Here is a 20,515-nt window from a genome sequence, read left to right as displayed (position 1 = left end):
GAACTCAGTGTAGTGACCCGGCAATCGACCGCGTCCGCAACGTCCACAGGCCTCCGACGTCGAATCGGCTACCGTCGATGGTGAGGGGGGCACGAGTCGTCGCACCGAGGAGTACTCATGGCTACACCGTCGTTGTCCACCGCGCAGCAAGCCCGGCTCACCAGTGGCAAGAACTTCTGGCAGACGAAATCAGAAGGTGGAGTGCCGTCGATCGCGATGACCGACGGCCCCAACGGACTCCGCAAGCAAGAGGGCTCCGCCGATGCCCTGGGTCTGTCGCAGAGCGTTCCCGCAACGTGCTTCCCGCCTGCGGTCGGACTGTCCCAGACATGGAACCCCGAACTCGCAGCGCGTATCGGCGAGGCCATCGGTACCGAAGCGCTCGCCCGGCAGGTGTCGGTCGTGCTCGGTCCCGGCGTGAACCTCAAGCGCTCCCCTCTCGGCGGCCGCAACTTCGAGTACTACTCGGAGGATCCGGTGCTGTCCGGCGCATTCGGGGAGGCATGGGTGCGAGGAATCCAGAGCGTCGACGTCGGGGCGTCGCTGAAGCACTTCGCCGCCAACAATCAGGAAACCGATCGCATGCGGGTCAGCGCGGCAATCGACGAACGCACCCTCCACGAACTATCTCCGCGCGTTCGGCCACATCGTACGTACGGCGCGTCCATGGACAGTGATGTGCTCGTACAACCGCATCAACGGCGTCCACGCGAGCGAGAGTCATGAGCTGCTCACCGGAATCCTGCGTGACACATGGGAATTCGACGGTGTGGTCGTCAGCGACTGGGGAGCCGTCGTCGACAGGGTCCGCTCGGTGGCCGCAGGACTCGATCTGATGATGCCGTTCGGTGGCGACGAACTCGACGACGACGTCGTAGCGGCGGTCGACGACGGGCGTCTCGATCCGGAGGCGTTGTCCGAGTCGGCCAACCGCATGATCGCGCTCGCCGAGCGTGCGGCACCGCACATCCGGTCGGAGAACGGCACGTTCGACACCGACGCCCACCACGCGCTCGCGCGTGACGTAGCCGCGCAGGCGATCGTGCTACTGCGTAACGATGACGATCTCCTCCCCTTCGACAGCGCCGAGTCACTGGCCGTCATCGGCACACTGGCCGCCGAACCCCGCTATCAGGGCGGCGGTTCGTCGAAGGTCAACGCCACCAAAGTCGACATCCCGCTCGACGAGATCAAGAGCCATGCCGGTTCGGAGGTGGTCCACGCGCCCGGCTACACCACCGACGACAACGACTCGCACCAGCGCAGCGAGCTGATCTCCGACGCTGTGGCAGCCGCGCGATCGGCGACGAATGTCGTGCTGTTCCTCGGGCTCGACGAGCACCAGGAGTCGGAAGGTTTCGACAGGACCACGATCGACCTGCCGTCCGATCAGATCGAACTCGCACAAGCCGTCCTCGCCGCGAACCCCCGCACAGCCGTCGTGCTCTCCCGGGGCGGTGTGCTCCGGGTCGCCCCGTTACTTGCGCCCGCGATCCTCGACGGCGCTCTTCTCGGTCAGGCTGGTGGGGGTGCCATCGCCGACGTCCTGTTCGGCGTGGTGAATCCGTCGGGGAGACTCTCGGAGACGATCCCGCTGCAACTCGAGGACAACCCCAGCTACCTGAACTTCCCCGGCGAGTTCCAGCACGTCACCTATGGCGAGGGACTGTTCATCGGCTACCGCTGGTACGACGCACGCAAGATGAACATCTCTTACCCGTTCGGACACGGCTTGTCCTACACCGATTTCGACTACCGCGACCTCTCGGTTACTGCCTCCACCGAGGGTCTGACTGTCGAGGTGACCATCGCGAACGTCGGGAAGGTCGACGGCCGCGAGGTCGTCCAGGTCTATTCGGGCATAGAGAAGTCATCCGTCGCGCGACCGGTGCGAGAACTGAAAGCTTTTGCGAGCATCGACGTCAAGGCGGGCGGGGAACAACGCGTCAGCATAGAGGTGCCACGGGATGTTCTGGCGTACTGGGATGTTCGCGTCCACAGGTTCGTCGTCGAGGGCGGAACCTATCGGATCGACGTCGGTGCGTCGAGTCGCGACATTCGTCTGCACGCCGACGTCGACGTCGACGGGGACGAGATCCACCTTCCGCTCACCACGAACTCGACGATCGCCGAGGTGGTGTCGGTTCCCGACGGTAAGGATGCGCTGACCGAGCTGGTCAAGAGCTCCTTCCCCGATGCCACCGAAGGCGACGGACCGGGACTACTGGCCATGGTGGGTTCGGTTCCGGTCGACCGGCTGCCCGAGTTCACCACTGGCACGGTCACGAAGAAGGCGTTGGCGGAGAAGCTCGACGCGATCAACAACTCAGCCGGCTGACGTCGACGCCCCTGTCGCAGTTGCGGCGCCGGTGCCTCCGGGCGAGATCGCCTTCGGGGCGACGGACTCGGACGCACCGGCCTTCGCTGTGTCGGTCGCGGATGCGTCAGCCGCACCCGCTTGCGGGGTGGTGTTTGTCGGCGCCTGGACCGTCGGGCCGTCCGGTGTCGCCGTGTCCGGTGCGCTGTTGTCGGGTACCGACGGTGCGCTGCTGTCGGGAACCGACGGTGCGCTGTTGTCGGGAACCGACGGTGCACTGTTGTCGGGAACCGACGGTGAGGTGGGCGCCGGGACCGACGGTGTGGCCGCGGTCTGCGGTGCGGTGGAGGTCGGGGTGACGACTGGTGGCACCTCCGTGGCCGACGAAGTATCGGGCACCTGCGCGTCGCTCGCATGCGCACTCCCGTCGTCTCTTGCTGACCGCGAATCGGTGGATTCAGTTGCGTCCCAACGGGCTTCACCGGCCGCTTCGGTCGACGACGCGGCCGAACTGCCACTCACCGCGTCGGCCTCCGCCTTCGTCTGGGGGTGGTCATAGGCGCCGTCGACGATCTTCTTCAGCGGGCCGTTGAGGGCGTCCGCGACAGCACCCAGCCCCATCACACGCAATGGCTGCAGGAGGGGCAGATCCTCGGACGGGATCATCACGTACGTGGTGTTCCCGATCGTCCAGGTGACGTTGGCCGGATCGTCTGGATCGGCGTCGACGTAAGCGATCGGGTGGACATACATCATCCCGGCGATCGCATTCGCGTAGGCGAGGAGATTGACGTGCGTCGGCCAGTCGGCCCAACCGTCGTACTGCCGCCAGATCTCGGTGACCGCATATCCCGAGTCCGTGGGAGTTTTCGGCAGCCACGGCGCACTGTAAGTGTTTTCCGGATTACCGACGAACACGAATGAGGTACTCGCAGCAGGCGCATACGACGACGCATTCTCCCCAAGATTCCGCAGCCAGAATGCTGCGACCTGCGCACCCTGTGAGTATCCGAATACGACGACCCGCTTGTCGCCGTCGGTGCGTAGCGTCTTGTCCAACGAACCGGCGCCGATCGAGATCGGACCGACTTCCCCGATCACCCCGCGCAGATGAGACGGGTCGAGTGCTGCCGGCGTCCAGACCGCCGTACACCCGGGACCGGCCTTTGCACATGCACCCCGGAACAGGGTCTTCATCACGGGAAAGATGTTGTAATCCAAGGGCTCCAGCGTGTAGATGTGCGTGCCCGACGACGGTTCCGGCAACACCGAGGCCGCCGCGCGCGGGCTACCCAGGACGAGCGCCACCGCGGTGACAGCGCACGCGAGGGCAGCGACCATCCCAGATCGTCTGGAAGGCGTGCGAGACAGAGCAGTCGACCGAGTGGGAGATCTCATCCGGTGGAGCCTTTCGCGAAGCCCCCGGCGGTTTGCCTCCCAAACAGGACAATACACAGTGTTCTGTGCATCACAAGCGCGATGAGTGAAACATCGGGTGAAGCCGGCCGGGATTGCCTCTCGATACCGCCGGAATCGCCAAACCCGCCCGCCGGAAAAAGCGCTCAGGAATCCGCGAAAACGTGCCGATGGAAACCGATCAGCCCAGATGCGCCTGAGCGCCGGAGTTCTGCTTGTCCATCCGTTCGAGGCGGCCTTCGGTCATCGATGCGATCTGGTCGACGACGACGCGCAGTCGTGCGGCATCCGTTTCCGCGGCCTGCCACGTGGGCACGAAGATCGGATCGAGTCCTCCCGGCGCCGCAACTGTCAGCCAGCCGGCAACACGATGAATGCGTTCGCGCTGACGGGCTTGGTGCGACTTGTGTCGCTCGTTGGAGAAGATGAACCGCAGAGCAAGAGTCTTGAGTATCGCGACCTCGGCGGCGATCAGCGGTGGCACAGTCAAGTCGGCGTCGTACCGGGAGAGGGATCTACCGCCCACGTGCTCGCGGGTACCGGTGATCGCCGCCGACGCGAACCTCCCGATGAGTTCGCTGGTGAGGCGTTTCAACCGGACCGACGCGTCCAGGCTCCCATCGAACACCCCGACAGCCCGCACGATATCCATACGGGACAACCTCCCGGCAGCGTCGATCAGCGGCTCCGGCTCGAGTTCGGGGAACTCCGCGACGCCGATCGCGGCCAGAGTCCGCTGGTCGTCGGGGTCGCCGAGAGACCGCAGATCGATTCGATTGGCGATCACCCCGTCCTCGAGGTCGTGAACGGAGTAGGCGACATCGTCTGACCAGTCCATGACCTGGGCCTCGATGCACTGACGATCACCAGGCGCACCCTGGCGAACCCACGCAAGCGTGGCCGCGTCGTCGTCGTATGCGCCGAACTTGCGAGCAGGCGGCCGTCGCAGCCAGGGGTATTTCAGCGTGGCGTCCAATGACGCACGGGTCAGGTTCAAACCCGCGGACGCCCCGTCGGCGTCGAGGAGTTTGGGCTCGAGCCGGGTCAGGATGCGAAGGTTCTGTGCGTTGCCCTCGAATCCGCCGATGTCCGCGGCTACCTCGTTGAGCGCGCGTTCGCCGTTGTGACCGTATGGGGGATGCCCGATGTCGTGGGCCAGACCGGCGAGTTCGACGAGGTCGGGTTCACAACCGAGACCGATCGCGATTCCCCGACCTATCTGCCCCACCTCGAGCGAATGCGTGAGCCGCGTGCGCGGGGTGTCGCCCTCGCGGGGTCCGACAACCTGTGTCTTGTCGGCGAGGCGACGCAGCGCAGCCGAGTGGAGTACGCGCGCGCGATCGCGTGCGTACTCGCTTCGGTGGTCGGTCCTCGTACCGGGCAGGCTGGCGGTCTTGGCGCCCTCACGGACGATGCGCTCGATGGCCTCCTCGCCGTATTCGGCTGTCGGAGGGATGCCGGTCCGACCCGTGAGCGGGGTACTAGTCAAGCACCCAGCCCCGGCCGACCGCGAAGTCGGTGACCCGCTGCCGGATGGCGACGATCTGCTTGGCGGTCAAATCGCCCGAGGCGTCGAGGAGCACCTCGGTGATCTCCTCGGTGAATGCTGCGGCGTCCAATGAGCCGCCGTTGCCGCGCGGCCGACGCCGGTCGGTTCCATGCGATCGATCCGCGCCATGCGAACGGCCGTGGTGGTCGTGTGAGTCACGGCGATGCGGACGCGACGACCCGGACTCGTCGGCGGGTGCTTCCTCGGTCACCGCAACGTTGACCGCTTTGGCTCCCCGGTCTGTCTCCTCGATGTCGAACGAGACCTTGGCACCCGGCTTCAGCGAGTCCTCGTCGATGTCGATGTCGTTGATGTGCAGGAACACGTCGGCCCCACCCGACTCGGGGGCCAGAAAGCCGAATCCCCTGTTCGTGTCGTAATGCACGACTTTCCCGGTGACCGCCACGACTCCACTCACTCTCCTCGCCGCCTGCTCAGACCCCGTGTCCGATCACGTAAGGCAACTCTTCTCAATTGTGACAGACCACCGCAGGTCAAGCCCAGTCAACGACGGACGGTCACCGCCCGCGACGACGGATCAGACGACATGTCGGTCGAGCCTGTTGTCACGACCCGAGCAGCTTGCTCCCCAGGTACTCGACGACACGGTCGAGTGCGATCCGCTCCTGGCTCATCGTGTCCCGTTCGCGAATGGTGACGGCCTGGTCGTCGAGGGTGTCGAAATCGACCGTCACGCAGAACGGGGTTCCCACCTCGTCCTGCCTGCGGTAGCGCTTGCCGATTCCCTGTGCGTCGTCGAAGTCGACGTTCCAGTACTTGCGCAGTTCCGCGGCGAGATCCTTGGCCTTCGGCGAGAGCTTCTCGTTGCGTGAGAGCGGTAGCACCGCGACCTTGACCGGGGCCAGGCGACGATCGAGGCGCAACACTGTGCGGGTGTCGGTGCCGCCCTTGGCATTCGGCACCTCCTCCTCGGTCAGTGCGTCGCAGAGGAATGCCATCACCGAACGGGTCAGGCCTGCTGCGGGTTCGATCACGTAGGGGGTGTAGCGCTCGCCGGTCGCCTGGTCGAAGAACGACAGATCTTCCCCCGAGTGCTTGGCGTGGGTCGACAGGTCGAAGTCGGTCCGGTTGGCCACGCCCTCGAGTTCGCCCCACGGGTTACCGGAGAAGCCGAACTTGTACTCGACGTCGACGGTGCGCTTGGAGTAGTGCGACAGCTTCTCTTTCGGGTGGTCGTAGAGCCGGAGGTTGTCCGGGTCGATACCGAGATCGGTGTACCAGGCGAACCGCTGATCGATCCAGTACTTGTGCCACTCCTCGTCCTCCCCCGGCTTGACGAAGAACTCCATCTCCATCTGCTCGAACTCGCGGGTGCGGAAGATGAAGTTGCCCGGGGTGATCTCGTTGCGGAAGCTCTTGCCGATCTGCGCGATGCCGAACGGCGGCTTCTTGCGCGATGTCGTCATCACGTTCTTGAAATTGACGAAGATGCCCTGTGCCGTCTCCGGGCGCAGGTAGTGCAGACCCTCCTCGTCGTCGACGGGTCCGAGGTAGGTCTTCATCAAGCCGCTGAACGCGCGCGGCTCGGTCCAGTTGCCCGGCTGACCGGTGTCCGGGTCGTTGATATCGGCCAGGCCGTTCTCCGGCGGATGCCCGTGCTTGGCCTCGTATGCCTCGATCAGATGGTCGGCGCGGAACCGCTTGTGGGTGTAGAGCGATTCGACGAGGGGATCGGTGAAGACCTCGACGTGGCCGCTGGCCTCCCACACCGGCCGCGGGAGGATGACCGACGAATCGAGGCCGACGACGTCGTCGCGGCTGGTGACCATGCTCCGCCACCACTGACGCTTGATGTTCTCCTTGAGCTCGACGCCGAGCGGACCATAGTCCCATGCCGACCGTGTGCCGCCGTAGATCTCGCCACTCGGGTACACCAGACCTCGACGCTTGGCGAGGTTGACGACGGCTTCGACTTTGGACGGGGCAGCATTCGACGGGCGGGAGGCCACAGGGATCGTTTCTCCACGGACGTTGGGACAGGTCACGAGCATCTCACCGGCACTCGACCGGCAACCCCTACAGCGTAGCCGTCGCCCCACGACGCCTGAGGGGCCCCGTCGAGCGCTGGACACCTGGAGCGTCGACGATCAGGACGCACGGCGGCACTACACCTCGGGGCGCCGATCACAAATGACAACCACTTCCCATAAGATGGAGTGATGGAAACGCGCGGCCACTGTTCACAGAGCGTTGGCACCCGCGATGTTCATGCTCGTGAAGCGGCAAGCGATCTGCTCAGAGCGCTCGCGTCGCCGACGCGCATCGCCATCGTGCTGTCGCTACAGGAGAATGCCCGCTGCGTCCACGAGCTGGTCGGCTCGCTGGGCCTGAGCCAACCACTGGTCAGTCAGCACCTCCGGGTACTCAAGGACGCGGGCGTCGTGCGCGGCGAGCGCAATGGTCGCGAGATCATGTATTCGCTGATCGACGATCACCTCGCCCATATCGTCACCGACGCGCTCGCGCACGCAACCGAGCCGCACAGCGCACGAGGCCCCGGCGTCACCGCGGAAAACACCGCTGAAGAGGACACCACTGCGGAAGAAGCCTCTGCACACGAGGTTGCACCACGGGCCGATACTCCCAACGACGAAGTGAACCGATGAGCAGCACCGAGACCACAGCACCCAATGACGTCACCGACGTCGAGGACTCCGCCGCCCGGGTGCGGCCCGTGACGGGAGTACGTTCGACCCGCCAACGGGCCGCGATCGCCGACGCGCTCTCCGACGGAGACGACTTCAGGTCGGCGCAGGAGCTGCACGAGCAGCTCAAGGCACGTGGCGAGTCGATCGGATTGACCACGGTCTACCGAAACCTGCAGGCACTGAGCCAGGCTGGCCAGATCGACGCTCTCTGGGACGGTACGGGCGAGATGCGCTACCGCAACTGTTCGTCTGTGCATCACCACCACCTCGTGTGTCGCGTCTGTGGCACGACTGTCGAGGTGCAGGCCGAACCCGTGGAGCGCTGGGCAGCCGCCATCGCCGCCGAACACGGCTTCAGCGAGATCCACCACACTGTCGAGGTGTTCGGGGTGTGCGCCGGGTGCCGCGCCACCGACTGACTCCCTGACCTCGCACTCCCTGACCTCGCACCGTTGTCCGAGCTCGGATGTTCGGCGGTTTCAGCTCGCGTCGACCAGCTTGCGGGCGATGTCGTCCCCCGCGGACAACACGATGTGCAGCACTGTCAGCAACGGGATGTCTGCGAGTCCGCCGACCGGAAACGTGTAGTACTGCAACACATCTGTCGTCACGCCAGTCGGATCGGAACGACGCAGATTTCCGAAGCTCAGCGTCGCGTCGAGTTCCTCGACGTCATCCCGGAGCGCCTCGGTGTTGGGCAGGTTGAGAGCCAGCAACTGCGTCACCGAGACCACGCGCAGGTCCTCGGCGAGCGCTATCACCCGAACAGAAGCGCGCGTCACCCCGACCTGCACAACCGCCGATTCGTCGTCGGTGTCGCCGACGTCGCCGATCTCGTCCAGCAGTGCGGCAACCCTGGCCAGCAGCTCGTGCTGCGCGTCAACCGAGTCCGCGCCTTCCTCAGCACTCATCATCCGATCACTCCGTCGTCATCACTCCGCCGAACCGGCGGTCACGCGACGCGTACTCGACGCATGCGGCCCACAGGTCGCGTCGATCGAAGTCGGGAAAGAGCTTCTCCTGGTACACCATCTCGGCGTAGGCCGACTGCCACAGCAAGAAGTTGGAGATACGCTTCTCCCCCGAAGGCCGGAGGAACAGGTCGACGTCGGGCATGTCGGGTTCGTCGAGGTATTTCGCGAACGACGCTTCGCTGATCCGTTCCGGGTCGATCTCACCTGCGAGAGCGCGCCGTGCGATTTCTTTTGCCGCATCAGCGATTTCGGCCCGCCCGCCGTAGTTGACGCACATGGTGAGAGTCATGACCGTGTTGTCGGCGGTCAGCTCCTCGGCGACCTCGAGTTCTTTGATCACGCTGCGCCACAAGCGGGGTCGGCGACCGGCCCAGCGGACCCGCACACCCATTTCGTTCATCTCGTCGCGACGGCGTCGGATCACATCGCGATTGAAACCCATCAGAAATCGGACCTCGTCGGGGCTACGCGACCAGTTCTCCGTCGAGAAGGCGTACGCCGACAACCATGTGACTCCCATTTCGATACAGCCGCAGACGGTGTCCATGAGGACTGCTTCGCCGCGTTTGTGGCCCTCGGTGCGGGGAAGGCCCCGCTCGGTGGCCCACCGCCCATTGCCGTCCATCACCAGCGCGACATGCCGAGGAATCAACTCCGCGGGAAGCGCGGGCGGCGTCGCTCCGCTGGGGTGCGGGTCAGGCGGCCGGATGTCGCGTCGACGATCCTGCGCGGCAGCCGCCCTGACACGTTCATCCCGAGCTGACCGCGGCCGTAGCGCCATCGCCGACTCCTCTCACATTCGGTGAAACCAGACTATGAGGGGCGGTGCGTTCGATGAGCGGCAGGGTGCGCAACTGCCGCTCGAGATGCCACTGCAGATGCGCGGCGACCAGTCCACTGGCCTGGCGTCGTAACGACTCCGTCGCGTCGGTGGTGTGTTCCCACTGTCCCCGATACAGCGCATCCATCAGGTCGAGCACACCAGGTGACGGCGTCGCGGCGCCCGGTGGACGGCAATACAGGCACACTGCTCCGCCCGCGGCGACGTGGAAGGCCCGATGTGGTCCCGGCTGTGCGCACCGCGCGCACACATCCAACGCGGGCATCCAGCCCGCACACTGCATCGCCCTGAGCAGGAAGGCGTCGAGGATCAATCCACCCGGCCGTCGATCGTCGGCGAGCGCTTCGAGAGCACCGACTGTGAGGCGGTGCAACTGTGCCGCGGGCGCACGTTCTTCACCGGCAAGTCGTTCCGCGGTCTCGAGGACGGCGCACGCGGTGGTATAGCGCGCGTAGTCGGCGACGATCGCGTCGGCAAACGCGTGGATCGAGTGGACCTGGGTGACGACGTCGAGATTGCGCCCCGGATAGAGGTGGATGTCGACGTGGGCGAACGGTTCGAGCCGGGCGCCGAACTTCGACCGCGTCCGCCGCACACCCTTGGCGACCGCGCGCACCAATCCGTGCTCCGCGGTCAACAACGTGATGATGCGATCGGCCTCACCGAGCTTGTGCTGGCGCAGGACCACCGCCTCATCCTGGTAAAACCTCACCGCGCCATTCTTCCACCGGGTACCGACAACACCGACGTGACATGCCGCTGATGGGACGTCCGCGGGTGTCGATCTAGTCCCCGCCGGCCTCCGTGCCGTCCCGACTGTGCCGCGCTGTCGTCGCGGTGGCCACCGAGTTCCGACTACGCTCACTCACGCCGACGACGCCTGCGACGTGCTGCGGTGCAGGGGTGGTGATCGTCGGCAGGCTACCGCTGCCGCCGTCCAACAACTTCGCCATTCGCGGGCTCAGCCGCATGCCGCCGGGGAACCGGTGCCATCCCTTGTGGTCGTAATACCTGGTTCCGCCCCATCCGAGCAGAAGTCCCACTGCCAGTCCGACGAAGGTCTGGATCACCGCACGTCCCAGACCTGCATCCCAGTCCGCGTCGAAGTACAGAATCGCGCGGACACCGAGATAGACCAGGTGCATCGGCTCGAACGCGGCGATCCACGCGAAGATGCGTGGACTGGCCTCCAACGGGACTGTTCCACCCGACGACGGCAGACCGAGGATCACGAAGAACACCAGGTTGAGGATCAGCCCGGGATTGCCGAACACGGCCATGGCCGATGCGGAGGACACACCGACGGCGAAGATCACCAGCACCGAATAGGTCCACAGCACGAACGCATTCGGTAGCGACGTCCCCACTGCGGTGCACACACCTATGTAGAGAGCCGATTGGATGAACGCGATCAGCAGCATGATCGTCCATTTGGCGGCGAGTGTGCCCCAGCGGGAAATGGCCAGCCGAACCCGCAGTTGGTAGAACGGGCCGAACTCGATCGGCGTCTGGCCCAGTGCGGCGTCGACGACGATGCTCACCATCATGGCGCCGGTGAATCCGGCGAGGATCAGCAACAGCGTGAAATAGAAGGCCGACAGTCCGTTGCCCGATCCGTCGGGTAGCGGATTGGGTTCGACGGTCTGCACGTCGACGGGCTGCGACAGCGCCAGCTGAGCGGCGCCGGTGAACGGCACGTTCGCCTTCGCGAGCTGTTCGCGCACCGACGCCGTCAACTGATCGCCGACCTGTTTGTTGACCTGCGATGACACCCGCTGCGAGAACGTCGTCGTGATCGCGGAGGCGAACGTACCCGACCCGCGATTGATGTAGATGTCGATCGAGAGCTTCTCCGGCTTCGCCTGCAGCACAGCCGCCTGCCCCAGAGCCACAGCACGATTGGTGAAGTTCGGGCTGATGAGGACGACCCCGTAGACCTTGCCACTGTTCAACTCGTTGAGAGCGGTGGTCCGATCGGTTTGGTGGACGGCGATGCCACTCTTGGCCGCCTCGTCGGTGATGCCCTTGGCGATCTGGTCACCGTAGTTCTGTTTGTCGCTGCCGCCGTCGGCGTTGGGGACCTCACCGCCGTTGTCCTGGTTCGACAGGGCGATCGGGAAGTCGTGCAGGTTGCCCTCGGGGTCGGCGATCGCACCCATGTAGAGCGCCGACATGAACGACATGATGACCACGACGAGAAGCAGCGGGGCCAGCCAGAACTTGGGGGCGCCGAGGACCTCCGAGATCGTGCCGACTGCCTGTTCCTCGTGAGGCGACTTGTCCACCGGCGTCGACTCTTCGTGTGCGACGTCGGCAGAGCGGTCGGTCGTCTCCGTCCCGATGCTGCTCTCCGGATCCACCGGATCACTGCTCGTCGACTCTTCGTGCGTGACGTCGGCATCGTCGGCGGAGCCGGCCCCATCAGTCGTTTCTTCGTGCTTACCCACTGCGTCGTACCTCCTTCGAGAGATCGGCGGTCAGAAGCCCATTCGTCCCAACTGTTTGGGGTCTCGCTGCCAGTCCTTGGCCACCTTCACATGCAGATCCAGATACACCTTCACCCCCAACAGGCGCTCGATCTGGGCACGAGCAGTGGTACCCACCTGCTTGAGCCGCGCGCCCTTGTGTCCGATGATGATGCCCTTCTGGCTGTCGCGCTCCACGTAGAGGATGGCGTGGACGTCGACCATGGGCGCCTGATCGGGGCGGCGATCCTCTCGCGGGATGATCTCCTCGATCACCACCGCCAGCGAGTGTGGTAGTTCGTCGTGCACTCCCTCGAGGGCGGCCTCGCGGATGAACTCCGCCATCAGCACCTGTTCGGGCTCGTCGGTCAGTTCACCGTCCGGGTAGAACGCCGGCCCGGGTTCCATCAACGACACCAGGACGTCGGTGAGCACGTCGAGTTGCTGGCCGCTCGTCGCCGACACCGGCACCACTTCGGAGTCAGCGCCCAGCAGTTCGCTCAGCGCGAGCAACTGCGCGGCGACCTTGTCCGGTGTCACACGATCGATCTTGGTGACGACGCCGACGACGGTGGTCTTCGGGGCCATCTGGCGCACCTGCGACACGATCCACCGGTCGCCCGGCCCTATCGCCTCGTCAGCGGGTATGCAGATTCCGATCACGTCGACTTCTGAATACGTATCCCGGACAAGATCATTGAGACGTTGCCCGAGCAGCGTGCGCGGTCGGTGCAGGCCAGGGGTGTCGACGATGATCAGTTGAGCATCGGGTCGATTGACGATGCCGCGGATCGTGTGGCGGGTCGTCTGGGGGCGATTGGACGTGATCGCGATCTTCTCGCCGACGAGCGCGTTGGTCAGCGTCGACTTGCCGGTATTGGGCCTGCCGACGAAACAGACGAAGCCTGATCGGAACTCAGCCGAACCGTGGTCGCCACCGTTCATCTCCTCGGTCACGTCGACTCGACTCGATCGACGACGGCGCCCTTTCCGTCGGCGACGATCAGCGGCGCCGATGGGCTGATCTCACGCAGCGTCTCCAGACCGGGATCGTCAGCTCGTCCTCCGACGACGACGGCGGCCTCGAACCCGCGTGCACCGCTACCGAGTGCCGTGGCGAGCGCCACCTGCAAACCTGTCAGTTGCAGTGACCTGGTCTCGACATCAGCTCCGGCGTAGGTACGCCCGTCATCGTCGCGGACCGCTGCGCCCGATGCCACCTCGGCCCGAGCCCGTGCTCCCCTGGCCAGTACGACGAGCTTGTGATCCTCGTCGTCGAGTGTCTGCGTCACCTGTGATCCTTGCCGTTGCGTGCGTGGACCGCGGTGCTGCGGTCGACGTCGTTCGGCTCAGAGTATTCCCCATCGGCGTCGGCTTGGGTGTCACGCACCCCGCGTCGCGCGGCGGCGTCGGACTCGTTGCGGTCACCGTTGCGGCGTCGGTCACGCCGCGTATCGGCCCCGTCGCGTGAGTCGGCGTCGGACTCGTCGTCGTGCGACTCGAGTTTCGTGACCAGCACGGTGGTGATGCGCTGACGCCCTTGGCGGTTCGGCCCGCCCTCGGCGACGAGTCGCAGCCCATGGGACTCCACGTCGGCGCCGGGCAATGGGACCCGACCGAGTTCGAGTCCGACGAGTCCGCCGACGGTTTCCACGTCGTCGTCGTCGATCTCGATGTCGAAGAGTTCCCCGAGGTCCTCGACGGGCAGGCGAGCCGAGACACGCATCCGTCCGTCGCCGAGGTCTTCGATGGGCGCGACCTCGTCGGTGTCGTACTCGTCTGTGATCTCGCCGACGATCTCCTCGAGCACATCCTCGATGGTGACCAGTCCCGCGATGCCCCCGTACTCGTCGACGAGCAGTGCCATGTGGTTACGGGTGCGCTGCATGTCGGCAAGCACCTTGTCCAGGGGCTTCGAGTCGGGGACGAACTCCGCCGGACGCATCAGGTCCCGCACCCGGATGACGGTGATCGGGTCGCCGGCGTTCAACGTCGATGCGAGGTCTTTGAGGTAGACGACACCGAGCACATCGTCGGGGTTCTCGCCGATCACCGGTATGCGTGAATGCCCGGACCGCAGTGCGAGATTCAGCGCCTGCGCGACAGTCTTGTCTTCTTCGATCCAGACCATCTCCGTACGTGGGACCATCACCTCGCGCGCGTTGGTGTCCCCGAGATCGAACACCGACTGGATCATGCGGCGCTCGTCGGCAGCCACGACACCACTCGCTTCGGCGAGATCGACGACCTCACGCAGCTCGACCTCCGTCGCGAACGGCCCGTTGCGGTATCCCCGACCGGGGGTCAGCGCGTTACCGATGAGGATGAGCAGTCGGGTGACCGGCGTCAGCAGCACGCCGAGCGCCTGCAAGAACACCGCAGACGCGAGCGCAACGCTGTAGGCGTGCTGCCGACCGAGGGTGCGCGGTCCCACCCCGGCCGCGATGTAGGACAGCACTGTCATCCCCGCGATCGCGACGACGAGACCCCACCCGATTCCGAGGAGATCCACGAGCGCCACCGCGGCCAGTGCCACCGCGGCGGTCTCGCATGCCACCCGGAGGAATACCGCGAGTCCGACGTAGGTGGCACGCTCGTCCAACACCGCCACGAGCCTGCGCGCTCCGGCGCGCTGTTCCTTGACCATGTCCTCGACGCGTGCGATCGACACCGTCGACACCGCGGTGTCGACGGCGGCGAACACACCTGCGGCAGCTAGTAGTACGAGAGCGAAAACGAGAAACCAGATGTCCTGCGACAAGGTCACTCGTCCTCGGAGGGCGGTTGCGTCGGTCCGGTCGCCTCAGGTCCCGCGTCGACGGGCGCGACGTCAGAGAATCCGATGTTGGTCAGCAGTTTGGTGTCGCGATCGGACTGCCGCTGCGCCTGGGCGATCCGGTGGCGCTCGGCGTAGAAGTCCTCGAGGAGGCTGTTCTGCAGTCCGAACATCTCCTTCTCCTCGTCGGGTTCCGCGTGGTCGTAGCCGAGGAGGTGCAGGACGCCGTGGATGGTCAGCATCGCGAGCTCGTGGTCATAGGAACGTCGGGCTTCCTTGGCCTGTCGTTTGGCGAACTCCGGGCAGATCACGATGTCGCCCAGGATCGCCGGACCGGGTTCGGCCGCGTCGGGACGCCCACCCGGAACCAGTTCGTCCATCGGGAAACTCATGACGTCGGTCGGGCCGGGCAGGTCCATCCACTGGACGTGCATGTCGGCCATCGTGTCCTCGTCGACGAGGAGCAGCGAGAGTTCGGCGGCCGGATTGACGTCCATGGCCGCGACTGCGAACCGAGCCGCTCCGATGATGAGCTCGGCCGGGGCGTCGACCCCCGACTCGTTGGCCAGTTCGATACTCATGACCGTCGTCCCTGCCCTGCTGCGCGTCGGGCGGCGCGGTTGCCCTGAGCTCCGGCATCGCGCAACCGTCCCGACGACCGATGCGCTTCGTCGTCGCGTCCGTAGGCATCGACGATGTCGGCCACGAGGCGGTGACGAACGACGTCGGAGCTGTTGAGGTGCGAGAAGTGGATGTCGTCGATGCCCTCGAGAATGCGGGTTGCCGCGTTGAGGCCGCTCCGTGCCCCGCCCGGCAGATCCACCTGCGTGACGTCGCCGGTGACGACCACCTTCGACCCGAATCCGAGTCGGGTCAGAAACATCTTCATCTGCTCGCTGGTGGTGTTCTGCGCCTCGTCGAGGATGATGAAGGCGTCGTTCAACGTGCGGCCACGCATATAGGCGAGCGGCGCCACCTCGATGACGCCTGCCGCCATGAGCTTGGGGATCGACTCCGGATCGATCATGTCGTGCAGCGCGTCGTACAGGGGGCGCAGGTAGGGGTCGATCTTCTCGCTGAGCGTTCCGGGTAGGAAGCCGAGGCGCTCCCCAGCCTCGACGGCCGGTCGTGTGAGGATGATGCGGTTGACGGTCTTGGCCTGCAGCGCTTGAACGGCTTTCGCCATCGCCAGGTACGTCTTGCCGGTGCCCGCCGGGCCGAGTCCGAACACGATCGTGTTGTTGTCGATGGCGTCGACGTACTTCTTCTGGTTGAGCGTCTTGGGTCGGATCGTCTTTCCGCGCCGGGAGATGATGTCGAGCGACAACACCTCGGCAGGCGACTCCGAGGTTCCCTCACTCATCATGGAGACGCTGTGACGCACCAGGTCGGGGGTCAGCGGTGTCCCACGACCGACGAGGTCGACCAGTTCGGCGACAACTCTTTCCGACGCCGCGACGTCGGCCTGCTGGCCCGTCAACGTGAACTGGTTGCCGCGTACGTGAATGTCGGCGGGGAGGAGTTTCTCCAGCGTGCGCAGGTTGATGTCGCTGGTCCCGAGCAGACCGAAGACCACCTCGGGAGAGATTTCCACGTTGGAGGTGACCACGGGTCTGCCCCCTGATGTTCCGCTGTTCGGCGCGTTCACGTCGGGGGTGCCGTCACTCACGTATGCAATCACTCCTGGGTTCGGTGGGATCCGCGGACACGGATGAGACCGTGTCCGTTACGAGTCTATCGCGCCACAACGGCCCATCAGCAGGCAATATTCCGGCCGGCCCAGCGCACGGCTCCTCAGATCCCCAGCACCCGCAGCGTCTGCCGATTGCAAACGCTCCGGGGATCGACGAAGGCGTCGTGACCTTCGTCGGGCACCACAATGAGCTCCGCGGATTGTCCGCGGGCACTGACCGTGTCGACGTAGTGGCGGCTGACGTCGACCGGAATCGCGGTGTCGAGTGTCCCGTGGATCGCGACGACGTGCGCGTCGAAGGGGTCCTGCTCGATCGGTGAGGCCTGACGGTACCGCTCGGGAGCCTCTGCGTAGGGCGCCCCCATCAGCCCTTCGACGGACGGGCGTGCGACGCGGCCGGCTCCGACGAGATCCAGCGCGGACGCCTGCGCCACCACGGTCGTGATCACCGTCGACGAGGTCTTCGCGCCCAGTTGCGCGACTGTCCAGATCGCGAGTTGCCCGCCCGCGGAGTGTCCGACCACGGCCACGTCGGTCCAGTCGACGCACGCCCTGAGGTCGGCATCGAGTGCGTCGGGGACGACACCGTCAAGTGCTTCCACCGCTGAGCGGACATCGGTTCCGGAGGCTGGCCACCCGCCTCCCACTTCACCGACCCGGCGATATTCGACGTTCCAGACCAATGCGCCGCGTTGGGCGTACTGTCGCGCGATCGCCGACTCGATGGTCAGGCCGAACTCGGTCGTCCAGTAACCGCCGTGCACGAGGACGACGGGACGCATCCGGCCGGGACGGTCCGCGGGGTCGGCGACGTGGTAGAGGTGCCCGAACTGCGACGGCTGAGTGCCGTAGGCGATCTTCGTGCGGTGCACAGCACACCGCTTCACCGGTCCCACCGGTCCGTCAGGACACCGATCGCACCGAGTGCGACGGCCGCGGCTGCCGATGTCCGCAGCACCTCGGGCCCCAGCACCACCGATGTCGCGCCCAACGCGGTCAGATCCGCGACCTCGGAGTCGTCGAGCCCGCCCTCGGGTCCGACGACGAGCGCGACCTCGGTTGCACCTGCCAGTGGTAGCGAACCGAAGGGCACGGCGCCGTCTTCGTGGAGCACGGCGACCACACCGCCGCCGGCGGCGACCTCAGCGCAGATCGCGCGGACGTCCATCGTTGTCACGAGGTCGCCGATGTCGGGAACCCAGGGACGTCGGCTCTGCTTGGCGGCAGCCGATGCCGCAGCCTTCCACTTCGCAATGCCCTTGTCCGCCTTGCCTGTCCACCGCGCGACACAGCGTGCGGACTGCCATGGCACGATACGATCCGCGCCTGCCTCGGTCGCGAGGTCGACGGCGAGTTCGGAGCGCTCGGCCTTCGGAAGTGCCTGGATCACGGTCACAGTCGGACGTGGACGGTCGGTGAAGGTGTAGGCGTGAGCGCGTGCGACGAGCGTGTCCTTCGACCGGATCGCCTCGACGACGCAGTCGGTCACCGAGCCCCGTCCGTCACCGACCATCAGCTGTTCGCCGACGCCCAGACGTGTGACCGTCACGGCGTGACGCCCCTCGCTCCCGGACAGCACGACCTCACCACCGACGCGCGGGACCTCGTCGACCCAGAACAGCGGAGGACTCACCGACGTGGACCTCTGCGTTCACGCTTCATCCGCTTGTGTCTTTCAGCGTCCGGCGAAGGCGTTGCGAAGCCGCGAGAACAGGCCGCCGGGTGCTGCTGCGGCAGCCGTCGTGACCAGGTCGATCTGCTCGCCCGACGTCTCGCGATACGCCGAGAGCGCAGCTGACTGACCCGCGTCGAGCTTGGTGGGCACGTGCACGTCGAGGTGGACATGCAGGGTGCCGCGCACCCCGCTGTTGACGTGCGGCATGCCCTGGCCCCGGACCTTGACGACCTGACCCGGTTGGGTTCCCGGGTCGATGGCGACGGTGATGTCGTCGCCGAGGATCGACGTGACCGCGAACTCGGCACCGAGCGCGGCGTCGGCCATCGGTACGCGAAGCGTGCAGTGCAGATCGTCCTTGTCGCGGATGAAGACGTCATGGGGTCGTTCCGAGACCTCGACGTAGAGGTCGCCCGCGGGGCCGCCACCCATTCCGACCTCGCCCTGTCCGGCCAACCGGACACGCATTCCGCTTTCGATGCCGGCGGGAATGCGCACGGTCATGGTGCGGCGCGAACGCACCCGCCCGTCGCCACCGCACTTGTGGCACGGGTCCGGGATGATCTCGCCGGTACCGTGGCACGTCGGGCACTCGCGAACGGTCATGACCTGACCCAGAATCGAGCGTTGCACCGCCTGGATTTCGCCCGCACCCTTGCAGATGTCGCAGGTCACCGGCTTGGAGTCGCCGTTGGTTCCCGAGCCGTGGCACACGTCGCACAGGATTGCCGTGTCGACGGTGATCTCCTTGTTGACCCCGGACGCGCACTCCTCGAGTGTGAGTTCCACCGACACGAGTGCGGGCTCGCCGGGTTGTACGCGCCCCTTCGGTCCACGCCCTCCGCCGAACCCGGCGCCACCTCCGAAGAACGCTTCGAACACGTCTCCGAGACCGCCGCCACCGAAACCTCCGGCGAATCCACCAGCACCCGGGCCGGCGAGCGGATCGCCACCCGCATCGACGATGCGTCGCTTCTCCGGGTCACTGAGCACCTCGTATGCGGTGGTGACCTCCTTGAAACGCTCCTCCTCGTTGGGATTCACGTCGGGGTGCAGTTCACGAGCCTTCTTGCGGTAGGCCCGCTTGATCTCCTGGTCGCTGGCGCCCTTCGCCACGCCCAGGATTCCGTAGTAGTCAGTTGCCACGCTTGTCGTCCTGGTCCTCTATATGTATGTCAGTGATCCCGTGTGTGTCAGTGATCCTGCGGGTGGGGGTCCTGCAGGCGATTCGGCGCAGCTCAGCGCTCGGAGAGGACCTCTCCCACGTACTTCGCAACGGCTGCGACCGAGGCGATTGTTCCCGGATAGTCCATGCGGGTCGGGCCGACAACGCCGACACTGCCGAAAATCGTTCCCGAAGCACCGTACCCTGTGGACACGACCGATGTTCCACGCAGGTTCTCCGCCTGTGTCTCCTCGCCGATCTGCACTGTGACCCTGCCCATACGCTGGGTGGTCGCGAGCAGTTTGAGCACCACGACCTGCTCTTCGAGCGCTTCGAGTACCGTGTCCATCCCACCGTTGAGCACGGCGAAGTCGGCAGCCGACCGCGCGAGATTCGACGTTCCGCCGAGCACCAGCCGGTCGACTCCACGCTCGACGAGGGTCTCCACGAGCACGGTGGCCACCCTGATGACCTCGTCCCTGATGTCGTCGGGCGCTTCGTTGGCCAACTCGGCGACGGCCGCCGAGGCCTCCTCGAGTCGCTTGCCGTGCAGCGCCGCCGAGAACATGTCGCGGAGCCGGGCGATGTCGTCCTCCGACCGATCGTCACCGAGAGCGACCATGCGCTGCTCGACGCGGCCGGTGTCGGTGATGACCACGAGCAGCAGACGCGACGGCGACAGCGTGACCACCTCCAGGTGGCGCACGGTCGCCGTGGAGAGCACCGGATACTGGATGACCGCCACCTGCCGGGTGAGTTGTGCCAGCAGGCGGACCGAACGGCGCAGGACGTCGTCGAGATCGACGCCGCGGTCGAGCACCGACAGGATCGCGCGACGTTCCGCCGCCGAGAGTGGCTTGATCTCGCTGATCCGGTCGACGAACATGCGGTAGCCCTTGTCCGTCGGAACCCGACCAGAACTGGTGTGTGGCTGCGCAATGTATCCCTCGGCCTCGAGTACCGCCATGTCGTTGC

The 20,515-nt window shown here is 65.7% G+C and carries 19 protein-coding genes and 1 pseudogene; 3 read left to right on the top strand and 17 right to left on the bottom strand.

The features are described 5' to 3' along the window. Positions 1-117 precede the first annotated feature (117 nt). Positions 118-2,338 (top strand): annotated as a pseudogene (locus tag GOOTI_RS27030) (glycoside hydrolase family 3 C-terminal domain-containing protein). Here the strand turns inward: GOOTI_RS27030 and GOOTI_RS26700 are convergent. The 4 genes from GOOTI_RS26700 to GOOTI_RS05940 form a co-directional block, all read right to left on the bottom strand. Beyond that, the gene (locus tag GOOTI_RS26700) at positions 2,327-3,658 is read right to left on the bottom strand and encodes a PE-PPE domain-containing protein (protein WP_007237670.1); all 1,332 of its coding nucleotides are present in this window, start codon (positions 3,656-3,658) and stop codon (positions 2,327-2,329) included. The pseudogene GOOTI_RS27030 and the gene GOOTI_RS26700 overlap by 12 nt on opposite strands. A gap of 256 nt (positions 3,659-3,914) precedes the next feature. Then, positions 3,915-5,222 (bottom strand): deoxyguanosinetriphosphate triphosphohydrolase, encoded by a 1,308-nt coding sequence (locus GOOTI_RS05950; RefSeq protein ID WP_007237669.1) that lies wholly within the window; start codon positions 5,220-5,222, stop codon positions 3,915-3,917. Beyond that, positions 5,215-5,688, bottom strand: a complete 474-nt coding sequence (locus GOOTI_RS05945) for a cold-shock protein (protein WP_007237668.1) — start codon at positions 5,686-5,688, stop codon at positions 5,215-5,217. Before GOOTI_RS05945 ends, GOOTI_RS05950 begins: the two co-directional genes overlap by 8 nt. Positions 5,689-5,848: 160 nt before the next feature. Next, positions 5,849-7,252 carry a glycine--tRNA ligase gene (locus GOOTI_RS05940; protein WP_039993611.1) on the bottom strand — a complete coding sequence of 468 codons (1,404 nt, stop codon included), beginning with the start codon at positions 7,250-7,252 and terminating at the stop codon, positions 5,849-5,851. Between the two features lie 210 nt (positions 7,253-7,462). Between GOOTI_RS05940 and GOOTI_RS05935 the strand changes: the two genes are divergently transcribed. Together GOOTI_RS05935 and GOOTI_RS05930 are read left to right on the top strand one after the other, a co-directional pair. After that, positions 7,463-7,909 (top strand): ArsR/SmtB family transcription factor, encoded by a 447-nt coding sequence (locus tag GOOTI_RS05935; protein ID WP_007237666.1) that lies wholly within the window; start codon positions 7,463-7,465, stop codon positions 7,907-7,909. Further along, positions 7,906-8,370 carry a Fur family transcriptional regulator gene (locus GOOTI_RS05930; RefSeq protein WP_007237665.1) on the top strand — a complete coding sequence of 155 codons (465 nt, stop codon included), beginning with the start codon at positions 7,906-7,908 and terminating at the stop codon, positions 8,368-8,370. The genes GOOTI_RS05935 and GOOTI_RS05930 overlap by 4 nt, the downstream gene beginning before the upstream one ends. Positions 8,371-8,430: 60 nt before the next feature. On the opposite strand, the gene GOOTI_RS05925 is transcribed toward GOOTI_RS05930, so the two are convergent. The 13 genes from GOOTI_RS05925 to hrcA all read right to left on the bottom strand — a co-directional run. Further along, positions 8,431-8,865 (bottom strand): hypothetical protein, encoded by a 435-nt coding sequence (locus GOOTI_RS05925; RefSeq protein ID WP_007237664.1) that lies wholly within the window; start codon positions 8,863-8,865, stop codon positions 8,431-8,433. A gap of 4 nt (positions 8,866-8,869) precedes the next feature. After that, positions 8,870-9,706, bottom strand: a complete 837-nt coding sequence (locus GOOTI_RS05920) for an isoprenyl transferase (protein WP_007237663.1) — start codon at positions 9,704-9,706, stop codon at positions 8,870-8,872. Beyond that, complete coding sequence (gene recO / locus GOOTI_RS05915) at positions 9,675-10,478, bottom strand: DNA repair protein RecO (protein WP_039993571.1); 804 nt, start codon at positions 10,476-10,478, stop codon at positions 9,675-9,677. The genes GOOTI_RS05920 and recO overlap by 32 nt, the downstream gene beginning before the upstream one ends. A gap of 73 nt (positions 10,479-10,551) precedes the next feature. Then, the gene (locus GOOTI_RS05910) at positions 10,552-12,051 is read right to left on the bottom strand and encodes a YhgE/Pip domain-containing protein (RefSeq protein ID WP_233425435.1); all 1,500 of its coding nucleotides are present in this window, start codon (positions 12,049-12,051) and stop codon (positions 10,552-10,554) included. A 192-nt stretch (positions 12,052-12,243) separates the two neighbouring features. Further along, positions 12,244-13,176, bottom strand: a complete 933-nt coding sequence (gene era, locus GOOTI_RS05905; RefSeq protein WP_039993606.1) for a GTPase Era — start codon at positions 13,174-13,176, stop codon at positions 12,244-12,246. Between the two features lie 8 nt (positions 13,177-13,184). After that, entirely contained in the window at positions 13,185-13,523 is a 339-nt protein-coding gene (locus GOOTI_RS05900) for a cytidine deaminase-like protein (protein ID WP_007237659.1), read from the bottom strand. Then, positions 13,520-14,992: a hemolysin family protein gene (locus tag GOOTI_RS05895; protein ID WP_007237658.1), complete on the bottom strand. Its 1,473-nt coding sequence runs from the start codon at positions 14,990-14,992 to the stop codon at positions 13,520-13,522. The genes GOOTI_RS05900 and GOOTI_RS05895 overlap by 4 nt, the downstream gene beginning before the upstream one ends. A 2-nt stretch (positions 14,993-14,994) precedes the next feature. Beyond that, the gene (gene ybeY / locus GOOTI_RS05890) at positions 14,995-15,588 is read right to left on the bottom strand and encodes an rRNA maturation RNase YbeY (protein WP_007237657.1); all 594 of its coding nucleotides are present in this window, start codon (positions 15,586-15,588) and stop codon (positions 14,995-14,997) included. Beyond that, the gene (locus tag GOOTI_RS05885; RefSeq protein WP_007237656.1) at positions 15,585-16,676 is read right to left on the bottom strand and encodes a PhoH family protein; all 1,092 of its coding nucleotides are present in this window, start codon (positions 16,674-16,676) and stop codon (positions 15,585-15,587) included. Before GOOTI_RS05885 ends, ybeY begins: the two co-directional genes overlap by 4 nt. 125 nt (positions 16,677-16,801) lie before the next feature. Further along, positions 16,802-17,572, bottom strand: coding sequence for an alpha/beta hydrolase family protein (locus GOOTI_RS05880; RefSeq protein WP_007237655.1), 771 nt, complete (start codon positions 17,570-17,572; stop codon positions 16,802-16,804). A gap of 11 nt (positions 17,573-17,583) precedes the next feature. Further along, a complete protein-coding gene (locus tag GOOTI_RS05875) occupies positions 17,584-18,333 on the bottom strand; it encodes a 16S rRNA (uracil(1498)-N(3))-methyltransferase (RefSeq protein WP_007237654.1) in 750 nt (249 codons plus the stop codon). 42 nt (positions 18,334-18,375) lie between these two features. Then, on the bottom strand, positions 18,376-19,521 hold the full coding sequence (gene dnaJ / locus GOOTI_RS05870) for a molecular chaperone DnaJ (RefSeq protein WP_007237653.1): 1,146 nt from the start codon (positions 19,519-19,521) through the stop codon (positions 18,376-18,378). A 92-nt stretch (positions 19,522-19,613) separates the two neighbouring features. Continuing rightward, on the bottom strand, positions 19,614-20,515 hold a 902-nt coding region (hrcA, locus tag GOOTI_RS05865), incomplete at its 5' end, for a heat-inducible transcriptional repressor HrcA (protein ID WP_007237652.1).

Source organism: Gordonia otitidis NBRC 100426, assembly GCF_000248075.1.
Classification (GTDB): domain Bacteria; phylum Actinomycetota; class Actinomycetes; order Mycobacteriales; family Mycobacteriaceae; genus Gordonia; species Gordonia otitidis.
This window is presented reverse-complemented; position numbering and strand designations above follow the sequence as displayed.

Bases quoted from the DNA above. Each gene is read 5' to 3' on its own strand.
- GOOTI_RS26700 (WP_007237670.1), bottom strand. From the start codon at position 3,658: ATGGTCGCTGCCCTCGCGTGCGCTGTCACCGCGGTGGCGCTCGTCCTG.
- ybeY (WP_007237657.1), bottom strand. From the start codon at position 15,588: ATGAGTATCGAACTGGCCAACGAGTCGGGGGTCGACGCCCCGGCCGAG.
- GOOTI_RS05930 (WP_007237665.1), top strand. From the start codon at position 7,906: ATGAGCAGCACCGAGACCACAGCACCCAATGACGTCACCGACGTCGAG.
- GOOTI_RS05920 (WP_007237663.1), bottom strand. From the start codon at position 9,706: ATGGCGCTACGGCCGCGGTCAGCTCGGGATGAACGTGTCAGGGCGGCT.
- era (WP_039993606.1), bottom strand. From the start codon at position 13,176: ATGAACGGTGGCGACCACGGTTCGGCTGAGTTCCGATCAGGCTTCGTC.
- GOOTI_RS05925 (WP_007237664.1), bottom strand. From the start codon at position 8,865: ATGATGAGTGCTGAGGAAGGCGCGGACTCGGTTGACGCGCAGCACGAG.
- GOOTI_RS05935 (WP_007237666.1), top strand. From the start codon at position 7,463: ATGGAAACGCGCGGCCACTGTTCACAGAGCGTTGGCACCCGCGATGTT.